Source organism: Microbacterium sp., assembly GCF_029263575.1.
Taxonomy (GTDB): domain Bacteria; phylum Actinomycetota; class Actinomycetes; order Actinomycetales; family Microbacteriaceae; genus Microbacterium.
Window position 1 is genome coordinate 1 of sequence record NZ_JAJUFV010000066.1, and the last position, 16242, is coordinate 16242.

Annotated in this window: 15 protein-coding genes, 2 tRNA genes and 1 pseudogene; 10 read left to right on the plus strand and 8 right to left on the minus strand. The window is 66.3% G+C overall.

The features are described 5' to 3' along the window. The 4 genes from Q1J95_RS08450 to Q1J95_RS08465 form a co-directional block, all read left to right on the plus strand. A partial coding sequence (locus tag Q1J95_RS08450) for an inositol monophosphatase family protein (protein ID WP_300267040.1) occupies window positions 1–596 on the plus strand: 596 nt, incomplete at its 5' end. A 143-nt stretch (window positions 597–739) separates the two neighbouring features. Then, the gene (locus Q1J95_RS08455) at window positions 740–2059 is read left to right on the plus strand and encodes a peptidoglycan DD-metalloendopeptidase family protein (protein WP_300267041.1); all 1320 of its coding nucleotides are present in this window, start codon (window positions 740–742) and stop codon (window positions 2057–2059) included. A gap of 67 nt (window positions 2060–2126) precedes the next feature. Continuing rightward, window positions 2127–2198 (plus strand) — tRNA-Thr (locus Q1J95_RS08460). A gap of 35 nt (window positions 2199–2233) precedes the next feature. Next, window positions 2234–2307 (plus strand) — tRNA-Met (locus tag Q1J95_RS08465). Between the two features lie 83 nt (window positions 2308–2390). Here the strand turns inward: Q1J95_RS08465 and Q1J95_RS08470 are convergent. The 3 genes from Q1J95_RS08470 to Q1J95_RS08480 form a co-directional block, all read right to left on the minus strand. After that, window positions 2391–3686 carry a HipA domain-containing protein gene (locus tag Q1J95_RS08470; protein WP_300267043.1) on the minus strand — a complete coding sequence of 432 codons (1296 nt, stop codon included), beginning with the start codon at window positions 3684–3686 and terminating at the stop codon, window positions 2391–2393. Further along, a complete protein-coding gene (locus Q1J95_RS08475; protein WP_300267045.1) occupies window positions 3683–4144 on the minus strand; it encodes a helix-turn-helix transcriptional regulator in 462 nt (153 codons plus the stop codon). Before Q1J95_RS08475 ends, Q1J95_RS08470 begins: the two co-directional genes overlap by 4 nt. Before the next feature lie 108 nt (window positions 4145–4252). Then, the gene (locus tag Q1J95_RS08480) at window positions 4253–4747 is read right to left on the minus strand and encodes a MarR family winged helix-turn-helix transcriptional regulator (RefSeq protein ID WP_300267046.1); all 495 of its coding nucleotides are present in this window, start codon (window positions 4745–4747) and stop codon (window positions 4253–4255) included. Between the two features lie 106 nt (window positions 4748–4853). Between Q1J95_RS08480 and Q1J95_RS08485 the strand changes: the two genes are divergently transcribed. Continuing rightward, window positions 4854–5645 carry an SDR family oxidoreductase gene (locus tag Q1J95_RS08485; protein ID WP_300267047.1) on the plus strand — a complete coding sequence of 264 codons (792 nt, stop codon included), beginning with the start codon at window positions 4854–4856 and terminating at the stop codon, window positions 5643–5645. A gap of 33 nt (window positions 5646–5678) precedes the next feature. Here the strand turns inward: Q1J95_RS08485 and Q1J95_RS08490 are convergent, their stop codons facing one another. Then, on the minus strand, window positions 5679–7910 hold the full coding sequence (locus tag Q1J95_RS08490) for a cation-translocating P-type ATPase (RefSeq protein WP_300267048.1): 2232 nt from the start codon (window positions 7908–7910) through the stop codon (window positions 5679–5681). 19 nt (window positions 7911–7929) lie between these two features. Further along, the gene (locus Q1J95_RS08495; RefSeq protein WP_300267049.1) at window positions 7930–8139 is read right to left on the minus strand and encodes a heavy-metal-associated domain-containing protein; all 210 of its coding nucleotides are present in this window, start codon (window positions 8137–8139) and stop codon (window positions 7930–7932) included. Between the two features lie 89 nt (window positions 8140–8228). On the opposite strand from Q1J95_RS08495, the gene rraA reads away from it, so the two are divergent. Further along, a complete protein-coding gene (gene rraA, locus Q1J95_RS08500) occupies window positions 8229–8696 on the plus strand; it encodes a ribonuclease E activity regulator RraA (protein WP_300267051.1) in 468 nt (155 codons plus the stop codon). Between the two features lie 6 nt (window positions 8697–8702). Here the strand turns inward: rraA and Q1J95_RS08505 are convergent, their stop codons facing one another. From Q1J95_RS08505 to truA, 3 genes are read right to left on the minus strand one after another with little or no spacing between them, the layout of a single operon-like run. Beyond that, complete coding sequence (locus tag Q1J95_RS08505; RefSeq protein ID WP_300267052.1) at window positions 8703–10787, minus strand: bifunctional lysylphosphatidylglycerol flippase/synthetase MprF; 2085 nt, start codon at window positions 10785–10787, stop codon at window positions 8703–8705. Between the two features lie 33 nt (window positions 10788–10820). Beyond that, complete coding sequence (locus Q1J95_RS08510) at window positions 10821–11498, minus strand: endonuclease/exonuclease/phosphatase family protein (protein ID WP_300267053.1); 678 nt, start codon at window positions 11496–11498, stop codon at window positions 10821–10823. 34 nt (window positions 11499–11532) lie between these two features. Beyond that, window positions 11533–12384, minus strand: a complete 852-nt coding sequence (gene truA, locus Q1J95_RS08515) for a tRNA pseudouridine(38-40) synthase TruA (protein ID WP_300267055.1) — start codon at window positions 12382–12384, stop codon at window positions 11533–11535. A 57-nt stretch (window positions 12385–12441) separates the two neighbouring features. Here truA and Q1J95_RS08520 point away from each other — a divergent pair, with 57 nt between their 5' ends. From Q1J95_RS08520 to Q1J95_RS08535, 4 genes and pseudogenes are all read left to right on the plus strand, one after another. Continuing rightward, window positions 12442–14355, plus strand: a complete 1914-nt coding sequence (locus Q1J95_RS08520) for an acyltransferase family protein (protein WP_300267057.1) — start codon at window positions 12442–12444, stop codon at window positions 14353–14355. A 174-nt stretch (window positions 14356–14529) separates the two neighbouring features. Further along, complete coding sequence (gene rplM, locus Q1J95_RS08525) at window positions 14530–14976, plus strand: 50S ribosomal protein L13 (RefSeq protein WP_300267058.1); 447 nt, start codon at window positions 14530–14532, stop codon at window positions 14974–14976. 29 nt (window positions 14977–15005) lie between these two features. Further along, on the plus strand, window positions 15006–15491 hold the full coding sequence (gene rpsI, locus Q1J95_RS08530; protein ID WP_300267059.1) for a 30S ribosomal protein S9: 486 nt from the start codon (window positions 15006–15008) through the stop codon (window positions 15489–15491). 14 nt (window positions 15492–15505) lie between these two features. Continuing rightward, a pseudogene (locus Q1J95_RS08535) lies at window positions 15506–16242 on the plus strand (phosphoglucosamine mutase); the annotation flags it as partial.

Consider the following 16242-nt stretch of genomic DNA (forward strand, 5'->3'; position numbering starts at 1 on the left):
ACGGCTTCCTCGGTGAGGAGTCAGGCGAGGGCGAAAGCGAATCCGGGGTGACCTGGATCGTCGACCCCATCGACGGGACGGTCAACTACGCCTACGGCCTGCCGTCCTACTGCGTCAGCATTGCGGCGGTCGAGGGCGGCAGTGACCCGGATCAGTGGCACGCACTCGCTGGCGCGGTCTATGCGCCCGTCTTCGGTGAGATGTTCACCGCAGCGCGCGATGCGGGCGCCTGGCTGGATTCCGCCCGTCTGCGCGTCAACACGCAGACCCCCGCCGGGGCGCTGTTGGCGACCGGGTTCGGATACGACCCGGCAACCCACGACGGCGACCTGGAGACCATGCGGCAGGTGATGCCGATCGCGCGCGACGTGCGGCGAACCGGCTCTGCCGCGATCGACCTCGCGTATGTCGCCGCCGGTCGTCTGGACGGCTATTTCGAGCGTGGGCTAAAACGGTGGGACTTCGCCGCCGGGGCGCTTCTGGTCGAAGAAGCCGGGGGAGTGGTCACCCGTCTTGACACGGCATCCGCTCGTCCGATGACGATTGCCGCGGGGGCCGACGTTCACGACCGGCTGACCGCGATTCTCGACAAATGATCATGTGGAACCCCACATGGCATTCTCAGGCCGTGCCCTGTAGTGTTTACCTGTTCGTTACCGTCGATGCCCGAAAATTGATGGTGTAGTACCCCCTCACTCACGAATCCCCCCGAGAGCTCACTTTGTCGTTCGATACTCCTATGGCTGAGTCTGTGCCCACGCGGCGCTCCAGCCGGCGTCGGAACGCGGAACCCGCGATCACGACAGAGAGTAAAGCGACCGCTCCCGAGGAGGCTGAGACGGTCACCGTTCTCGATGCTGCGGTCACTGACCCGGCGGTGCTTGCCCCGGCGCAGCCGCTTTCACGTCGTGCTGCTCGCGAGCGCCAGCGTGCGGCCGCTCAGCCGGCTTCTGCGGCCGACGGCGCGCAGGCGACGCCTGTTGTCGATATCGTCAAGGTCGTCGCCGATCCTGCGCCGGTTAAGCCGGCGGCAGTCGGCTCATCAGTCAAGCGGGTGCGAGCTCAGCGCGCAAGGGTTGAGCGGGTCGAGGACGAGCAGGTCGTCGCCGAGTCGGTCAGTAACCCCGAGTCGGTCATCGCCAAGTCGGTCATCGTCGAGTCGGTCGCCGCGGAACCTGTTGAGGTTGTGCACGATCCCTTCGTCGCCGCGTCGCGCGCATTCGGGGCGTCGGCTGTCGAAGTCCACGCCAGTGATGCTGACCAGCCTGCTGAGGTCGTCCGGGTCGAGGCTACGGCGCATGGCGTGCCGCGGCGACGTCGTGTGAGCCGCCGGCTGGTTGCCTTCGGCGCCACGGTGGGTGTCATGGGAATCGCGGGGATGCTCGCGGTCTCGATGACGCTTCCCGCAGAGGCCGTGGCGGCTGCGCGCGGTACGCAGGTTGCGGCGGCGACGTCGCTGCTGGCGGCAGCCAAGTCGGCCCCGGCCGACGTTGCTGAGGACGAGATTCAGGCGTTCGTTGCCCCATCGGACGTGCAGAACGACCTCATCGAGCGCACCGAAGACTTCTCGACCGCGTCCTTGGTCGATATCGCGGCAGAACGCGGCATCCAGTTCTCTGACGAGCTGTACACGAACGATCCGGATGCCGCGATCCAATGGCCCTTCGTCGTCGGCGTGGGAATGAGCTACGGCTTCGGAATGCGTAGCGGACGCATGCACGAAGGCATCGACCTGGTTCCTGGCGCAGGCGCTCCCGTCCAGTCGATCGCTGACGGCACGGTGCGCATCGCGACCGAAGCGGGCGGTAACTACGGCGTGACGGTGTACATCGACCACGTGATCGACGGCCAGGTCATCACGAGCCACTATTCGCACATGCAGTACGGATCGTTGCGGGTTGTTGCAGGCCAGGAGGTCAAGGTCGGAGACATCATCGGCAACGTCGGAAACACGGGTCGCTCGTACGGTGCGCACATGCACTTCGAGCTCATCGTCGACGACGTGAAGATCGACCCTCTCCCGTGGATGCAGGAGAACGCGGGAAGGTACGATTACTAACCGTCTCAGTTTCATGAGAACGCCTAAGTGATGGTATTCTCGTGGGGTTGCCTTCACAGGTGACATTGCCCCGATAGCTCAGTGGCAGAGCACTTCCATGGTAAGGAAGGGGTCGTCAGTTCAATCCTGACTCGGGGCTCGCAGCATTCGCTTTTGTCGGCGAAGGTGCCGTGCGGCAGGGTAGCTCAGTTGGTGAGAGCGCACGACTCATAATCGTGAGGTCGCGGGTTCAAGCCCCGCTCCTGCTACAGATGAAAACCCCCGGGAAATCGGGGGTTTTGTCGTATCGCCAAGTGCTGGCGCCGTGGCGAAAGCCGGGACAACCCGAAGGTCAGGCGAGAGCGTCGATGACCCTGCGGGTCTGCGTGTACGTGGCGTGCGGATAGAGCGTGACGGCGGGGAGCTCTTTCAGGCGATCCGGGAGCTGTTCGATGACGGCGGCGACGGCGGGTTGGAGCTTAGCGGCGACCTGTACCGCGTACCCGTGCAAGTGTTTTTCGGGTAGTCCGGCGTCGGCTTCAAGACATCGGATGCTGTCGACATCGAAAGTGCCGAGAGTGTTCGCGCCGTTGACGGCGAAGGCGAGCTCGACGTTATTGAAGACGATGGGGTCGTGGGAAAGGATCTGCTCTCGCTGATTGAAGGGAAGCGAGCTGTTGAGATCGTAGAACGGGGCGAGCACGCTCCGGCCGGGCACGTGGGTGAGGGAGTAGTTCTTGGAATGGCCGTCGTTGTGGCCGATGATCCAGGAGAAGATGAGCAGTTTCGCGACCCGCTCCTTGGCGGTCTTGGCATCGGCGGCGCTGAGGTTGCGGTCGAATACGGTGAAGATCTCGCGATAGCCGGGGCCGCCGTCGGACTCATACTTCTGGATGTGCGAGGTTCCCGTGGCTTGCGCGAGGTCTTCCTGATGGAGCCGGCCGACAGCACCGTTGGCGTCGAAGCGGTCGAAGCGCTCCACGACGAGAACGTGCTCACCATCGAACTCGGCGATCACGGATGCGGCCGCATCGATCTCTAGCAGGCGCGCGACCTGTAGGGTGATGTGCTCGGTGATATCAGAGCCGGGCAGTGGCTGGATGCCCGGTTTGAAGATGTGCGTCGATGGCTTCCGCCCTGACGGCTCGAACCACTGGTCACCGCGAAGGGCGAGCGCGAACTTCCCCTGAGCGCCGCCAAGCGAGAACCCCTCTGCGGCTGCGTGGTGCTGCAGCCAGTCGCTGTCGTCTCGACGAATCTGCCGGATTCGGTCGCCGATCTCCTTCGCAGTGAGCGGCGTCAGATCCTCTTCCTGCCTCGGTGGTGTTCCCACGGGGTGGAACTCGAGCGCGCCAGCGACATCCGCGCCGTAGACGGAGAGCAGGTCGAAGGTGCTGTCGCTGGCCAGCTTCGCCTCCCGCGCCCAGCGGGAACGGACATCCGCGCGGTCGGGGAGGAGATTGTCGAGGAACCGCTTGGTGTCGAGATTCCCGAATGGGGTCGTGACGACGGGGAGCGTCACGGAGATGGGAACGGGGCTGTCTGATTCGACGTACTCGGGCAGGTAGCGCAGCTGCAGGTTCTCACCTCGCCGTGTGATCGTGGCGACGAGGGCTTCGTACAGGTATACATCGAGGGCACGGGTCATTCGTTACCCTCTGCGGCATCTAGGCCAAGATCCGCGTCTTCCGGGCTGGCAGGAGAGCCCGTTGCCGCTGCTCGCGGCCGAGCGATGAGGACGGACCCCGGAATCGTGGCGGTGAGTCTGCGGGACAGCTCGCGGACGGATCCGCCCGAGTCGATCAGCGGTGTGATGCGCTTGGCGAGTGCGTCGGCCGCAGCCTGGGCGGAGCCTCCGGCGGCCACAGCGGTGGGGGCTGCAGTGTGGCCTCCGACGGCGGCGTCCAGGTGGATGCCGAGGTGGTCGAGGATGAGTAGCACCGTGCCGAAGGACGTGCTCCCGTTGCCGCGTTCGAGGCGAGCGAGCGACTGGCGGGTGATGCCGACGGCATCGGCGACGTCGTGCTGGGTAAGGCCTCGCTGGGCGCGGGCGTTCTTGACCAGACGAGCGAGATCCGAGGGCGCCTGCAACTTCACGTCGACCACCCCATCTGTGTTGGAAAAACAATACTGCGATGCAATGTTATAAAAATATACCATCACGTCGATGTTGAGTAAAGCGAACATCGCCATCGCTCCCCACACCGAGGCGATTCAGTCCGCGCGGGGTGGGTTCCACATCTGCTCGGGTCCGATGGCTGCCGAGATGCGCTTGCTGATCGCGCCGAGCTGACGAACCTGTGCGGCCGTCAGTGTGTCGAACACCAGTCGACGGACGAGGTCCTCATGTCCGGGCGTCGACTGGACGACCTTGTCGTGGCCGTCGTCGGTCAGCACCGCGAGCGTGAAGCGTCCGTCGGATGGGTCGATAGTGCGGTGCACCCAGCCCTTGCGCTCGAGTCTCGTCACCGCTCGGGAGAGGCGTGAGAGCGTGCAGCTGGCGTACTCGGCGAGCGTGCTGAGACGAAGCGTGCGTTCGTCTGTCGATTCGAGGGCGAACAGGATGCCGTGTTCGAAATGTGTCAGCCCGCTGTCGCGCTGCAGGTGAGCGTCGAGCGCTGTCGGCAGGCGCTCGAGCATCGTTGCGACCGACGCCCACACGTGGAGCTCGTCTGTGCTCAACGAGGTGCTGGTCTTTTGCTCAGGCATCCGTCGAGGATATCGCACAACGCCGAAACGGCGCACTTTATAACTTGCCCAAGCAAGTCAATTTCGCATAATATGACTTGCTCAAGCAAGTAAAGGAGCATCACGAGTGGACCTGCAGCTACGCGGTAAGAAAGCGTTCATCAGCGGATCGACCCAGGGAATCGGCTACGCGATCGCCTCGGCCCTCGCGGCGGAGGGCGCCGATGTGATCATCAACGGTCGCGACGCGACCCGATTGGATGCCGCAGTTGAGCGCCTCCGCGACAAGCATCCGCAGGCGGCCATCACCGGGCTGCGCGCCGACTTCACAGTCCCTGCCGAGATCGCGGTGCTGACCGACGCGCTCGGCGACGTCGACATCCTCGTCAACAACATCGGGCTGTTCGCTCTCGCCGAGTTCGAATCCATCGACGATGACGAGTGGGCCCGCTACTTCGAGCTGAACGTCATGAGCGGCGTGCGCCTCTCGCGCCATGCGCTCGGCGGCATGCTCGAACGCGGATGGGGTCGCATCGTGTTCATCAGTAGCGAATCGGGTGTGAACGTGCCCGCCGACATGATCCACTACGGGGCCACGAAGGCGGCGATGCTGGCCGTCAGCAACGGCCTCGCCAAGCGCACGCGCGGCACCGCCGTCACCGTCAACACCGTCCTCGGCGGCCCCACCTACTCCGACGGCGTAGCGTCGACGGTCGAGGCTCTGGCCGAGGCGCAGTCGATGCCCAGCGACGTGCTGAAGGGCGCCATCATCGGGCAGAATCGCACGTCACTTCTCGAGCGGTTCATCGACCCGGTCGAAATCGCCAACACGGTCGCCTTCCTCGCCAGCCCGTGTGCATCCGCCACGAACGGTGCTGCCGTGCGCGCAGACGGCGGCGTCCTCACCGGCGTGCTGTAGCAGGCGCGAACTTCGCCAGCGACGAGGCCGACCCTAACGCGGCACCCGGGCCGGCCGAAACGCCCGCAGTCGCAGGCTGTTGCCGACGACGAACACGCTCGACAGCGCCATCGCCGCCCCGGCCAGCATCGGGTTGAGCATTCCGAGCGCCGCGATCGGGATCGCCGCGACGTTGTATGCGAACGCCCAGAACAGGTTCGTCTTGATGGTCGAGAGCGTGCTGCGCGACAGGCGAATCGCGTCGACGGCGCTACGCAGATCTCCGCGCACGAGCGCGATGTCGGCCGCCTCGATCGCGACGTCGGTGCCCGGTCCCATCGCCAGTCCGAGGTCGGCCTGGGCCAGAGCGGGTGCGTCGTTCACGCCGTCGCCGACCATCGCCACGACACGCCCCTCGGCTTGCAGGCGCGTGATGACGGCCACCTTGTCGTGCGGAAGCACCTCGGCGATCACCTCGTTAATCCCGACCTCGGCGGCGATGTGTCGTGCGGCCGCCTCGTTGTCGCCGGTGAGCATGATCGGTTCAAGCCCCAGGGCGCGCAGTCCGCGTACGGCCTCGGCGCTGGTCGGTTTGACCGTGTCGCCGACGATCAGGACACCGCGGGCTGCGCCATCCCAGCCGGCGGCAACCACCGTCTTGCCCTCGGCTTCCGCCGCGACTTTCGCCGCCGCAACCCGCGGCGACAGCGCTAGTGACCAGTCGGCGAGCAACGTCTCTCGCCCGACGACGATGCTGTGCCCCTCGACCACGCCCTGCACGCCACGACCTTCGACGTTCGCGAAATCCGAGACGGCGGGCAGCGCGTCGCCGATGGCAGACACGGCGCCGGTGGCGATGGCCTGGGCGATCGGATGCTCCGACGCGTGCTCGACCGCGCCAGCCAGGCGCAGCAGCTCATCGGCATCCGTCCCGTCCTCGGTGACGACGTCGACCAGCGACATGCGTCCTGACGTGACCGTTCCGGTCTTGTCGAGCACGACCGTGTCGACCTTACGGGTGGATTCAAGAACCTCCGGGCCCTTGATGAGAATGCCCAGCTGCGCGCCGCGACCGGTGCCGACCAGCAGTGCAGTGGGCGTCGCCAGCCCCAGCGCACACGGGCATGCGATCACAAGCACCGCCACGGCGGCCGTGAATGCCGCCGACACGGGGAAGCCGGCGACGAGCCACCCCACCAGCGCCGCAACGGCGATCACGAGCACGATCGGCACGAACACACCCGAGATGCGGTCGGCGAGTCGCTGCACCTGCGCCTTGCCGGTCTGGGCCTCTTCGACGAGCCGCGCCATCTGGGCCAACTGCGTGTCGGCGCCGACACGCGTGGCACGCACCACGAGGCGGCCACTGGTATTCACGGTCGCTCCGGTCACGGCATCCGCTTCGCCGACTTCGACGGGAACTGACTCACCCGTCAGCATCGACGCATCCACGGCCGAGTGGCCCGACACGACCACGCCGTCGGTGGCGATCTTCTCGCCCGGCCGCACGACGAACTCGTCGCCGACCTGCAGCTGGCTGATGGGAATGCGCGCCTCGACGCCGTCGCGCAGCACCGCGACGTCCTTGGCGCCGAGTTCGATCAACGCCCGCATCGCGGCTCCGGCCTGCCGCTTCGAACGTTTCTCGAAGTAGCGCCCGGCGAGGATGAACATCGTCACCCCGGCGCCGACCTCCAGATAGATGTTCGCCGCGCCATCCGACCGTGACAGCGTCAGCTCGAACCCGTGCGTCATCCCCGGCATGCCTGCCGTGCCGAAGAACAGGGCGTACAGCGACCAGAGGAACGCGGCCAGGGTGCCCATCGAGATGAGCGTGTCCATGGTGGCGGCGCCGTGGCGCAGGTTCACCCACGCGGCACGGTGGAAGGGCAAAGCGCCCCAGATGATCACCGGGGCGGCCAGTGCGAGCGACGCCCACTGCCAGTAGGTGAACTGCAGCGCCGGAATCATCGCCATCAGAATCACCGGCACGCTGAGCACCGTCGACACGATCAGCCGCTGGCGCAGTGACGCCAGTTCCGGATCGCCCGGTTCGTCGTCGGCCGCGGCAGGTTCGGCGGCGGGGAGCGTCGCCGAGTAGCCGGTGCGCTCGACCTCGGCGACCAGCAGGTCTGCGTCGAACCCGGCGGGCACCGTCACGCTCGCCTTCTCGGTGGCGTAGTTGACGGATGCCGTGACGCCATCGAGCTTGTTCAGCTTCCGCTCGATGCGGTTCGCGCACGAGGCGCACGTCATTCCGCCGATCTTGAGTTCGACGCTGGTCATGGTGATCCTCCGAATGGTGTCAGGCGCGGACGGCTGAGTAACCGGCCTCGTCGACAGCGGCGAAAACTGCTGCGTCATCGATCGGACCGGACGCGGTGACGACCAGCTTTCCTGACTGGGCGCTCACCTGAATGTCGTCGACCCCCGCGAGCTGACCGACCTCTTCGCGGACGGACATCTCGCAGTGGCCACAGGTCATTCCGGTCACCTGGTATTCAGCGGTAGTCATGATGCACTCCTCCTCATTCGTTGCGTTCTCTCACGATAACACATACCCCCCAGGGGTATTCCCGAAGGGCCGCATGCAAAGATGTCCACATGACCAAACCCACGGCAGACCTCTACGACGAGTTCGGCGAAGACCTGCAGTCGCTTGCGCTGCAGCTGCGCTCCTTCGGCGCGCGCGCCGCGTTCGACGGGCCGATCCGCACGATCCGCTGCCATGAAGACAACGCCCTCGTGAAGGCGACGCTGGCGACCCCCGGCGAGGGGGCCGTGCTCGTCATCGACGGCGCAGGTTCTCTGCAGACGGCGCTGATGGGCGACATGATCGCGGCATCCGCTGTCGCAGGCGGCTGGGCGGGGGTCGTGATCCACGGCGCGATCCGCGACAGCGTCGCGATCAACGCCCTCGACCTCGGCGTGAAGGCTCTCGGCACCAACCCGCGCAAAAGCGGCAAGCTCGGCACCGGTGAGAGCGACATCGACCTCGTGTTCGGGGGAGTGCAGTTCCGCGTCGGCGCGCATCTCTACAGCGACGAAGACGGCATCCTCGTCACTCGGTGACGTTCGTCACCGTCTGATCAGATCGGCCCCGGCCGCCGTGAGCTGGCGCAGGGTCGCATCCGGCAGGAACGCGTGCGTCAGACCGCGGCCAATGCGTGCCAGATCGCCCTCGTCGCGATACAGCAGGTAGATCGGCTCGTAGCGCGGGTTGAACTTCTTCTTGAACTGGTGAAGCGATCGGAACCCGTACACCGGTTCGAGCATGCCGCCCAGCCGCGACAGAATCGAGGCGATCGCGCCTTCGCTGGCGGATGCCTCGTGCGCGAGCGGTGCTCCCGAGAGGGAGAGGATCGACGCGCCCTCGTCGGAGAACGCCTTCGCTGACGAGCCGATGAGAAACTCCATCACCGCGGCGAATCCACCGTCGCGGCGGCGCATCAGATCAAGCGTCCATCCGGTCACCGTCCCGCCGGGGCCGTACACCGGCAGCCAGCTGAGCAGCCCATCGACATCACCGTCGGGCGAGATGGCCAGGGCGAGCCGCACTTCGGGGTCTTCGGCCTCCTGCAGGGTTCCGAGCGTGAAGCGCATCTCGGGAAGGCCCTTGTCGCCGACCCACGATTCTGAGATCGCTCGCAGCTGCTGACGCGTGCCCCACGTGACGTCGCCGAGCGTTGTGAGACGGAAGGTCACGCCCTCGCGCTCGGCTCGGCTGAACGACTGCCGCACCCGGGCCCATGCTTTGCCCTGGAACGTGAGACCGGCCAGGTCGACGATCGTGTCGTCGGCGACGGTCAGCGAATGCCAGCCGTCGGGGAGAAGCTCGCGCGTGCGCTCTGACGCGCTGAAGAAGCACGGTGTGACGGCGCGCTCCTCGGCTGCGGTGATGAACTCGCGCACGGATGCAGCGTGACCCTCGGGCGGTCCTAGCGGATCGGCGAGAGCGATGGCGACGCCCGCGTGCAGCTGGAACGGCACGACGCCCTCACGCGTGCGCAGATAATCCATACCGGGCCAGGTCGTCATCCACGACAGCGTGCCAGCGCCGTCCTGGCGAATGACCTGCTTCACCTCGTCCGCCGTCACGGCGTCGCCGCCGAGGCGCCGGGCGCGCCGCCAGCGACGGAATGCCGCGCGCGTCGCGATGAGGAAGATCAGGTAGCCGAACCAGAGGAACCCGGCCGCGGTCGTGACGTCGAGGTCACCTGTGGAGATGCCCTCGGCTTCCTCGGGCCACACGAGGAACAGCACGCGCAGTGCGAGGGTGAGACCGCCGATGACGATGTTGAGCGTGGCGAGCAGGAGCGCGATGATCCAGGCCCACCGGCGGCCCCGCCACAGCCCGAACGCGATCGCGAGGATCACGGCGGTGTCGAAGAGCACATCGGGCAGGGCCGTCTCGAGCCACAGCTCGGTCTGCCCGAAGGGGCCGTTCGTCGGAATGAGCATCACGATCAGCTGGGTCACACCCAGCGCGAGCACGATGCTGACAGCCAGCAGGCGCTGCTCGTGCACCGTCGTGCGCTGCACGCGCAGCGAGCGGTCGACCGCCAGCACGAGCAGGATAGCGAGGGCGTGCTCGAGGTCGGCGAGCGTGCCCAGGTACAGCAGGCTGATGGCGGCGAAGCCGAGCACGATGAACCAGGCGCGCTGGCGCCAGGGGGCGGCGAACAGGCCGACGGCTGCTGCAATGCAGGCCATTGTCCCGCCGGATGCTCCGACGTCCAGACTCTCGGCGAGATGCTGTGCCCACGGCCAGGGCAGCGCGCGTGCGCCGGTGAGCACCAGAGCGCTGCCGAGAACCGCGAAGAGCTGTCCGATCCAGTAGTACAGCAGCGCCACGCGCCAGCCGCGACGGTGCTCCAGGTAGGCCATGCCCCAGAAGCCGAGGATGGTGGGGATGTACACCCAGGGCTGCACGACGAGGAATGTTCCGGTGATCGGCGTCCACCAGCGGCCCTCTTCGAGCGCCGGTAGGCCGTACGCGAACGCGTCGAAGAGCGCTGAGTCGCTGAACGGTCGCCACAGCCCTTGGCTGACGACGCCGACGACGAGGATCACCCCGATGAAGATGAGCGTGGCCGGAAAACGCGCTGCCAGACGAAGCACCGCTGGCCTCTGTTTGTCGTCGGTTGTCGTTTCGAGGCTCATAGGTTCAACCTAACGAAGCCGCTCGCGACGCGTCTACCGGGCGGTATCCATCCCGGCCGTCACGAGGATGGGGCGGTGGTCGCTCGATTTCTGCGGAAGCGTCTGGACGCTGTCGATCGCGAAGCCGTTCGAGGTGGCGAAGTCGTAGTGGCCTTTGAAGACGCGGTACCGGGTGTACGTGCGGTCGTCGCTCAGCGTCAGCGTGTAGCCGTGATCGCGCACGGTCTGGCCGAGGTTCTCTTTGAAGACGGGGTAGTTGTAGTCCCCGACCATGAGCACCGGCAGCCCCGGTCCCATCGCCTCGAGCTCGGTCAGAGCTGTGCGGATCTGGTTTCGTCGCAGCGAGTTCAGTGCGGTGAGCGGCGCCGCATGGAAGGAGGCGACGATCAGCTCACGGCCGTTGTCGATATCGTGCAGGCGCACGCCGAGCACGCGCTCGTGCGCAGGTTTGAGCATCCGGTCGTGCAGCGACTTCTTGAGACCGAAGGTGCGGATGTCTTTCAGCGCGAAGGTGTTCGCTCGGTAGTAGACGGCCAGCCCGAGCCGATTTCCGTGCGTCGCATCGGCCAGCGCGAGCCCGCCGATCTCGTCGGACAGTTCGGTGACGTCGCACTCTTGCAGGCACAGCAGGTCGGGCTCGTGCTGTGCGACGAGCTCTTCCAGTTCCCTGGCCGCGCGATGCTTGCGCAGGTTGTACGAGATCACCTTCATCGTTTCCCACGCTACTCGCGATTCCCAGTGGACGTCAGTCGGATGCTTCGCTGTCGCGGCGCGCGCGGGTCTGCTCTGCCCGCGCGGCGAGCAGTTCTTCCGCGGGGTATCCGACTTCGGTCAACGTCAGCCCGCGCGCAGCCAATACCTTGAAATCGCTCGTGCGCTCGAGGGCGTCGCGCAGCACCACGAGATCGGTCACGTTCAGCCGTTGCTCGCCCACGGCAGCGCAGGCGCCGACGAGGGCGCGCACCATGCTGTGGCAGAAGGCATCGGCTTTCACCTCGGCGATCAGCACGCCGTCGGCGTCACGCGCCCACCGATAGTCGAGCAGCGTGCGAATGGTCGTGGCGCCTTCGCGTGCTTTGCAGTAGGCGGCGAAGTCATGCAGACCGATGAGCGACTGTGCCGCGGCATCCATCGCCTCGACGTCGAGCTCGGCACGGATGCTGGTGGTATCCAGCCGCCGTGCAGGATTAAAGCCGGCGATCTCATCAGCGAGGCGATAGCGGTAGCGTCGCCACACGGCCGAGAAGCGTGCGTCGAAGCCCGTGGGGGCGAGCGACGAGCGCAGCACGGTGACGTCGGGATACGCGCCGAGAACGCCGCGCATGCGCCCCGCGATCGAGCCGGCCGGATCATGGGCAGCTCGGCCGTGGCGCGCCTCGATGCGCGACCACTGCGCTTCATCGAGATCGACATGCGCGACCTGACCGGCGGCATGCACACCGGCATCCGTTCGCCCGGCGACGACGAACTGCACGTCTGAACCGACGATGCGAGCGAGCGCTGCCTCCAGTGTGCCCTGCACGGTACGCAGCTCGGGCTGTCGCGCCCAGCCGCGAAAGTGGGTGCCGTCATAGGCGATGTCCAGGCGAATTCGCACGGGGCCAGTTTAGACTGGGCACTTGCGCTCCGCCGGGCCCGGAGCAGGCAACACCTCATGATGATGACTCACGATCAGACCACTTCTGCGCGCTTCGCGGGCTTGGATGGCCTGCGTGCGGTGGCTGTCGCGCTGGTGCTCGTCTACCACCTTTTTCCGTGGATGCCGCTTCGTGCCGGGTACATCGGCGTCGACGTCTTCTTTGTGATCAGCGGCTTTCTGATCACCTCATTGCTGTTGCGTTCGGCGTCGGCAGGCTCATGGTCGATCAAGCGCTTGCTGGACTTCTGGCGGCGGCGTGCGCGTCGTCTGCTGCCTGCACTCGCCGTCGTCGTCACTGTGTGCGCGAGCGCGGCATGGCTGCTGGGCGGGGACTTGCTGGTCGGGATGGGCCGCCAGGTGCTGGGCGCGGCGACGTTCAGCTATAACTGGCTGGCCCTGGCCGATGGCACCGACTATTTTGCTGCGACGGCGCCCGAGCTGTTCCGTAACTTCTGGTCGCTGGCGGTCGAAGAGCAGTTCTACGTGGTGTGGCCGTTGCTGCTTCCGCTCGTGCTGCTGATTCCCGGGCGTTGGGTGCGGGCGTCCGTGCTCGTGGTGGCTGCTGGGGGCTCCGCCTGGTGGATGGTGACGCTCGTCACCGGCGGTGAGGTGACGCGGGCATACTTCGGCACCGACTCCCACGCGTTCGGTCTGTTGCTGGGTATTGCGCTCGCCCTTGCGGTGGCGAATATGCGCGAACAGGAATGGATGCGTCGTCCGATTGCCCGGGTGGCCACGCTGCTGGTCGGAATGGTCGGGTTGGCGGCGATCGTGACAGCAGCGGTGCTGCCGCAGGCGACGGATGCCACGGCCTTCGCCGGTTCGCTGCTGCTGGCCACAGGGGGAGCGGTGCTGGCGATCATCGGCGGCGCTTGGCCCGGGGCCTGGCTCGGGCGCGGCCTCGACGTCGCGCCGCTGAAATGGATCGGCGATCGCTCGTACGGCATCTATCTATGGCACTGGCCGGTGCTCGTGCTCGTGCTGGTCGGCTGGCACGGGCTCGGACCAGAGGCCGGAGTGCCGCCGGTGGCTGGGTTCGTGACGCTGGTGCTGTCGATCGGTGCGGCGGCACTGTCGTACCGGTTCGTCGAGCAGCCGCTGCGGCGCCACGGCTTCCGGCGGTCGTTGAACAAACTCGGAGAGCGGATCTCTGGCACGCCTGCGGCCCGATTCGCCGGAATCACCGCGATGGTCATCGCTGTGGTCGCGCTGGGCGGCACCACGGCCGCCATCATCGTCGCGCCGCACAGCACCTCTGCCGCCGCGGTGATCTCGCAGGGAGCCAAGGCCGTGGATGACGCGGCGAGGACACCAAAGCCCACGCCCACGCCGTCGCCGACGGAAGGGGGAGCGGAGCCGAAGCCCGAGATCGAGATCCCTGTCGGCACCGATATCACGGCGGTCGGCGACTCGGTCATGCTCGCCTCCGCGCCGTCGCTGTACGAACGCTTCCCGGGCATCACGGTGGACGCCGAGGTGTCGCGATCGATCTGGACCGGGCCGGGCATCCTCGAACAGCTCGCCGCGAACGGCGACCTGCGCGAGAACGTCGTCGTCGCGCTGGGGACGAACGGCCCGGTCGATCAGGGTGTATTGGAAGAGATGACGCGGATCGTCGGAGCTGAGCGCCACCTGATCCTCGTCAACGCCTATGCGCCGCGCGACTGGATCCCCGGTGTCAACGCCGACCTTAATGCGTTCGCCGAACGGCATCCGAATGTGTGGGTGGCCGACTGGTCGGGCGCGATCGAGCCGCATCTCGACCTGCTCGCCGGCGATGACATCCATCCGGGCAAAGCCGGCGGTGATGTCTTCGCCGCAGCCATCGGTGACACGTTCACAGGCATCGAGAAAGAACGCATTCGCGAGGAACAGCGCTTCGATGCGGCGCCCTCGGGGCGCGCGCCGCGGGTGCCCTTCCCGGAGTGAGTCTGCGCCGCGGTTGCCACAAGTGCTCCGGGTGCCGTAAGCTGTCTCTTTGGTACTCGACTGCCGAGTGCCGCGAACGTGAGCCCTCCACTGGCGTGTTCCTCTCAATAGAGCAGAACCACCCCGGAGTGGGATTCACGAACCTCTCCGTTCGAATCAGAAAGCAGCACTATTGTGACGCGCACATACACCCCGAAGGCCGGGCAGATCCAGCGTGACTGGGTCGTCATCGACGCCAACGACGTCATCCTCGGCCGTCTCGCCTCGCACGCCGCAGCGCTCCTGCGCGGCAAGCACAAGCCGACCTTCGCCAACCACCTCGACACCGGCGACTTCGTCATCATCATCAACGCCGACAAGGTCGCGCTGACGGGTCAGAAGCTCGAGAAGAAGATGGCCTACCGCCACTCCGGCTACCCGGGTGGCCTCTCCAAGGTTTCGTACGAAGAGCTCCTGGAGAAGAACCCGATCCGCGCTGTCGAGAAGGCCGTCCGCGGCATGCTCCCCAAGAACAGCCTCGGTCGTCAGCAGCTGTCGAAGCTCAAGGTGTACACGGGCGCTGAGCACCCGCACGCCGCTCAGAAGCCGCAGACGTACACCCTCGACCAGGTCGCCCAGTAAGCGCCGCAACGATTACGAAGGACACACTCGTGGCTGACACTCAGGACACCCCAGACACCCCGCAGAGCTACTCGACGTCGAGCCCGGAGGCCCCCGCGGCCGAGGCGACTCCTCGCCCCGTTCTCAACGTTCCCGGCGCCGCTGTCGGCCGACGCAAGCAGGCCATCGCCCGCGTGCGTCTGGTTCCCGGCTCCGGCACGATCACGGTCAACGGCCGTACGCTCGAAGACTACTTCCCGAACAAGCTGCACCAGCAGCTGATCAACGACCCCTTCACGGTGCTGAACCTGCAGGGTGCATACGATGTCATCGCCCGCATCTCGGGTGGCGGCGACTCCGGTCAGGCCGGCGCGCTGCGTCTCGGCATCGCTCGGGCGCTCAACGGCATTGACGTTGAGAACAACCGCCCGGCCCTCAAGAAGGCTGGCTTCCTCGCGCGTGACGCTCGCGTCATCGAGCGCAAGAAGGCCGGTCTCAAGAAGGCCCGCAAGGCGCCTCAGTACTCGAAGCGTTAAGGTCCCGCGTTCCGATGCCGCTTTTCGGCACGGACGGCGTGCGAGGACTGGCCAACGGCATCCTCACCGCCGACCTGGCGCTCACCCTGGCCCAGGCGACTGCTGTCGTCCTGGGCCAGGGTCGTACCGCAGACGAGCGCCGGGCCGAGGGCAAGCGACTGTCCGCAGTCGTCGCCCGCGACCCACGCGTCTCCGGTGAATTCCTCGTGGCCGCAGTTTCTGCGGGCCTCGCAGCTTCTGGTGTCGACGTCTACGACGCAGGTGTCATTCCCACTCCGGCTCTGGCATTCCTCGTCGGCGACCACGATGCCGACTTCGGCGTGATGGTATCGGCGTCGCATAACCCGGCGCCCGATAACGGCATCAAGATCTTCGCTCGCGGCGGTGTGAAGCTCCCCGACGTTGTCGAAGAACGCATCGAGGCAGCGATGAGCGGAGACAAGCTCCTGCCGACGGGTGAGTCCGTCGGTCGCATCGAGCGCTTCTCTGATGCCGAAGACCGTTATGCGCTTCACCTGCTGTCTTCGCTGCCGCATCGCCTCGACGGCATCCACGTCGTGCTCGACTGCGCGCACGGTGCGGCATCCGGTGTGTCTCCCGAGACATTCAACGTCGCCGGTGCCTCCGTGACTGTCATCGGCGCTGAGCCCGACGGCATCAACATCAACGACGGCGTCGGTTCGACACACCTCGACAATCTCGCCGAGGCCGTGGTGCGTCTGGGCGCCGATGTCGGCATCGCGCACGACGG

What these genes read in the sequence shown, in the direction of transcription:
- Q1J95_RS08480 (WP_300267046.1), bottom strand. Translation starts at nt 4,747, where the DNA reads ATGCCTGAGCAAAAGACCAGCACCTCGTTGAGCACAGACGAGCTCCAC.
- rraA (WP_300267051.1), top strand. Translation starts at nt 8,229, where the DNA reads ATGACCAAACCCACGGCAGACCTCTACGACGAGTTCGGCGAAGACCTG.
- Q1J95_RS08455 (WP_300267041.1), top strand. Translation starts at nt 740, where the DNA reads ATGGCTGAGTCTGTGCCCACGCGGCGCTCCAGCCGGCGTCGGAACGCG.
- Q1J95_RS08510 (WP_300267053.1), bottom strand. Translation starts at nt 11,498, where the DNA reads ATGAAGGTGATCTCGTACAACCTGCGCAAGCATCGCGCGGCCAGGGAA.
- Q1J95_RS08520 (WP_300267057.1), top strand. Translation starts at nt 12,442, where the DNA reads ATGATGATGACTCACGATCAGACCACTTCTGCGCGCTTCGCGGGCTTG.
- Q1J95_RS08490 (WP_300267048.1), bottom strand. Translation starts at nt 7,910, where the DNA reads ATGACCAGCGTCGAACTCAAGATCGGCGGAATGACGTGCGCCTCGTGC.
- Q1J95_RS08470 (WP_300267043.1), bottom strand. Translation starts at nt 3,686, where the DNA reads ATGACCCGTGCCCTCGATGTATACCTGTACGAAGCCCTCGTCGCCACG.
- Q1J95_RS08495 (WP_300267049.1), bottom strand. Translation starts at nt 8,139, where the DNA reads ATGACTACCGCTGAATACCAGGTGACCGGAATGACCTGTGGCCACTGC.
- Q1J95_RS08505 (WP_300267052.1), bottom strand. Translation starts at nt 10,787, where the DNA reads ATGAGCCTCGAAACGACAACCGACGACAAACAGAGGCCAGCGGTGCTT.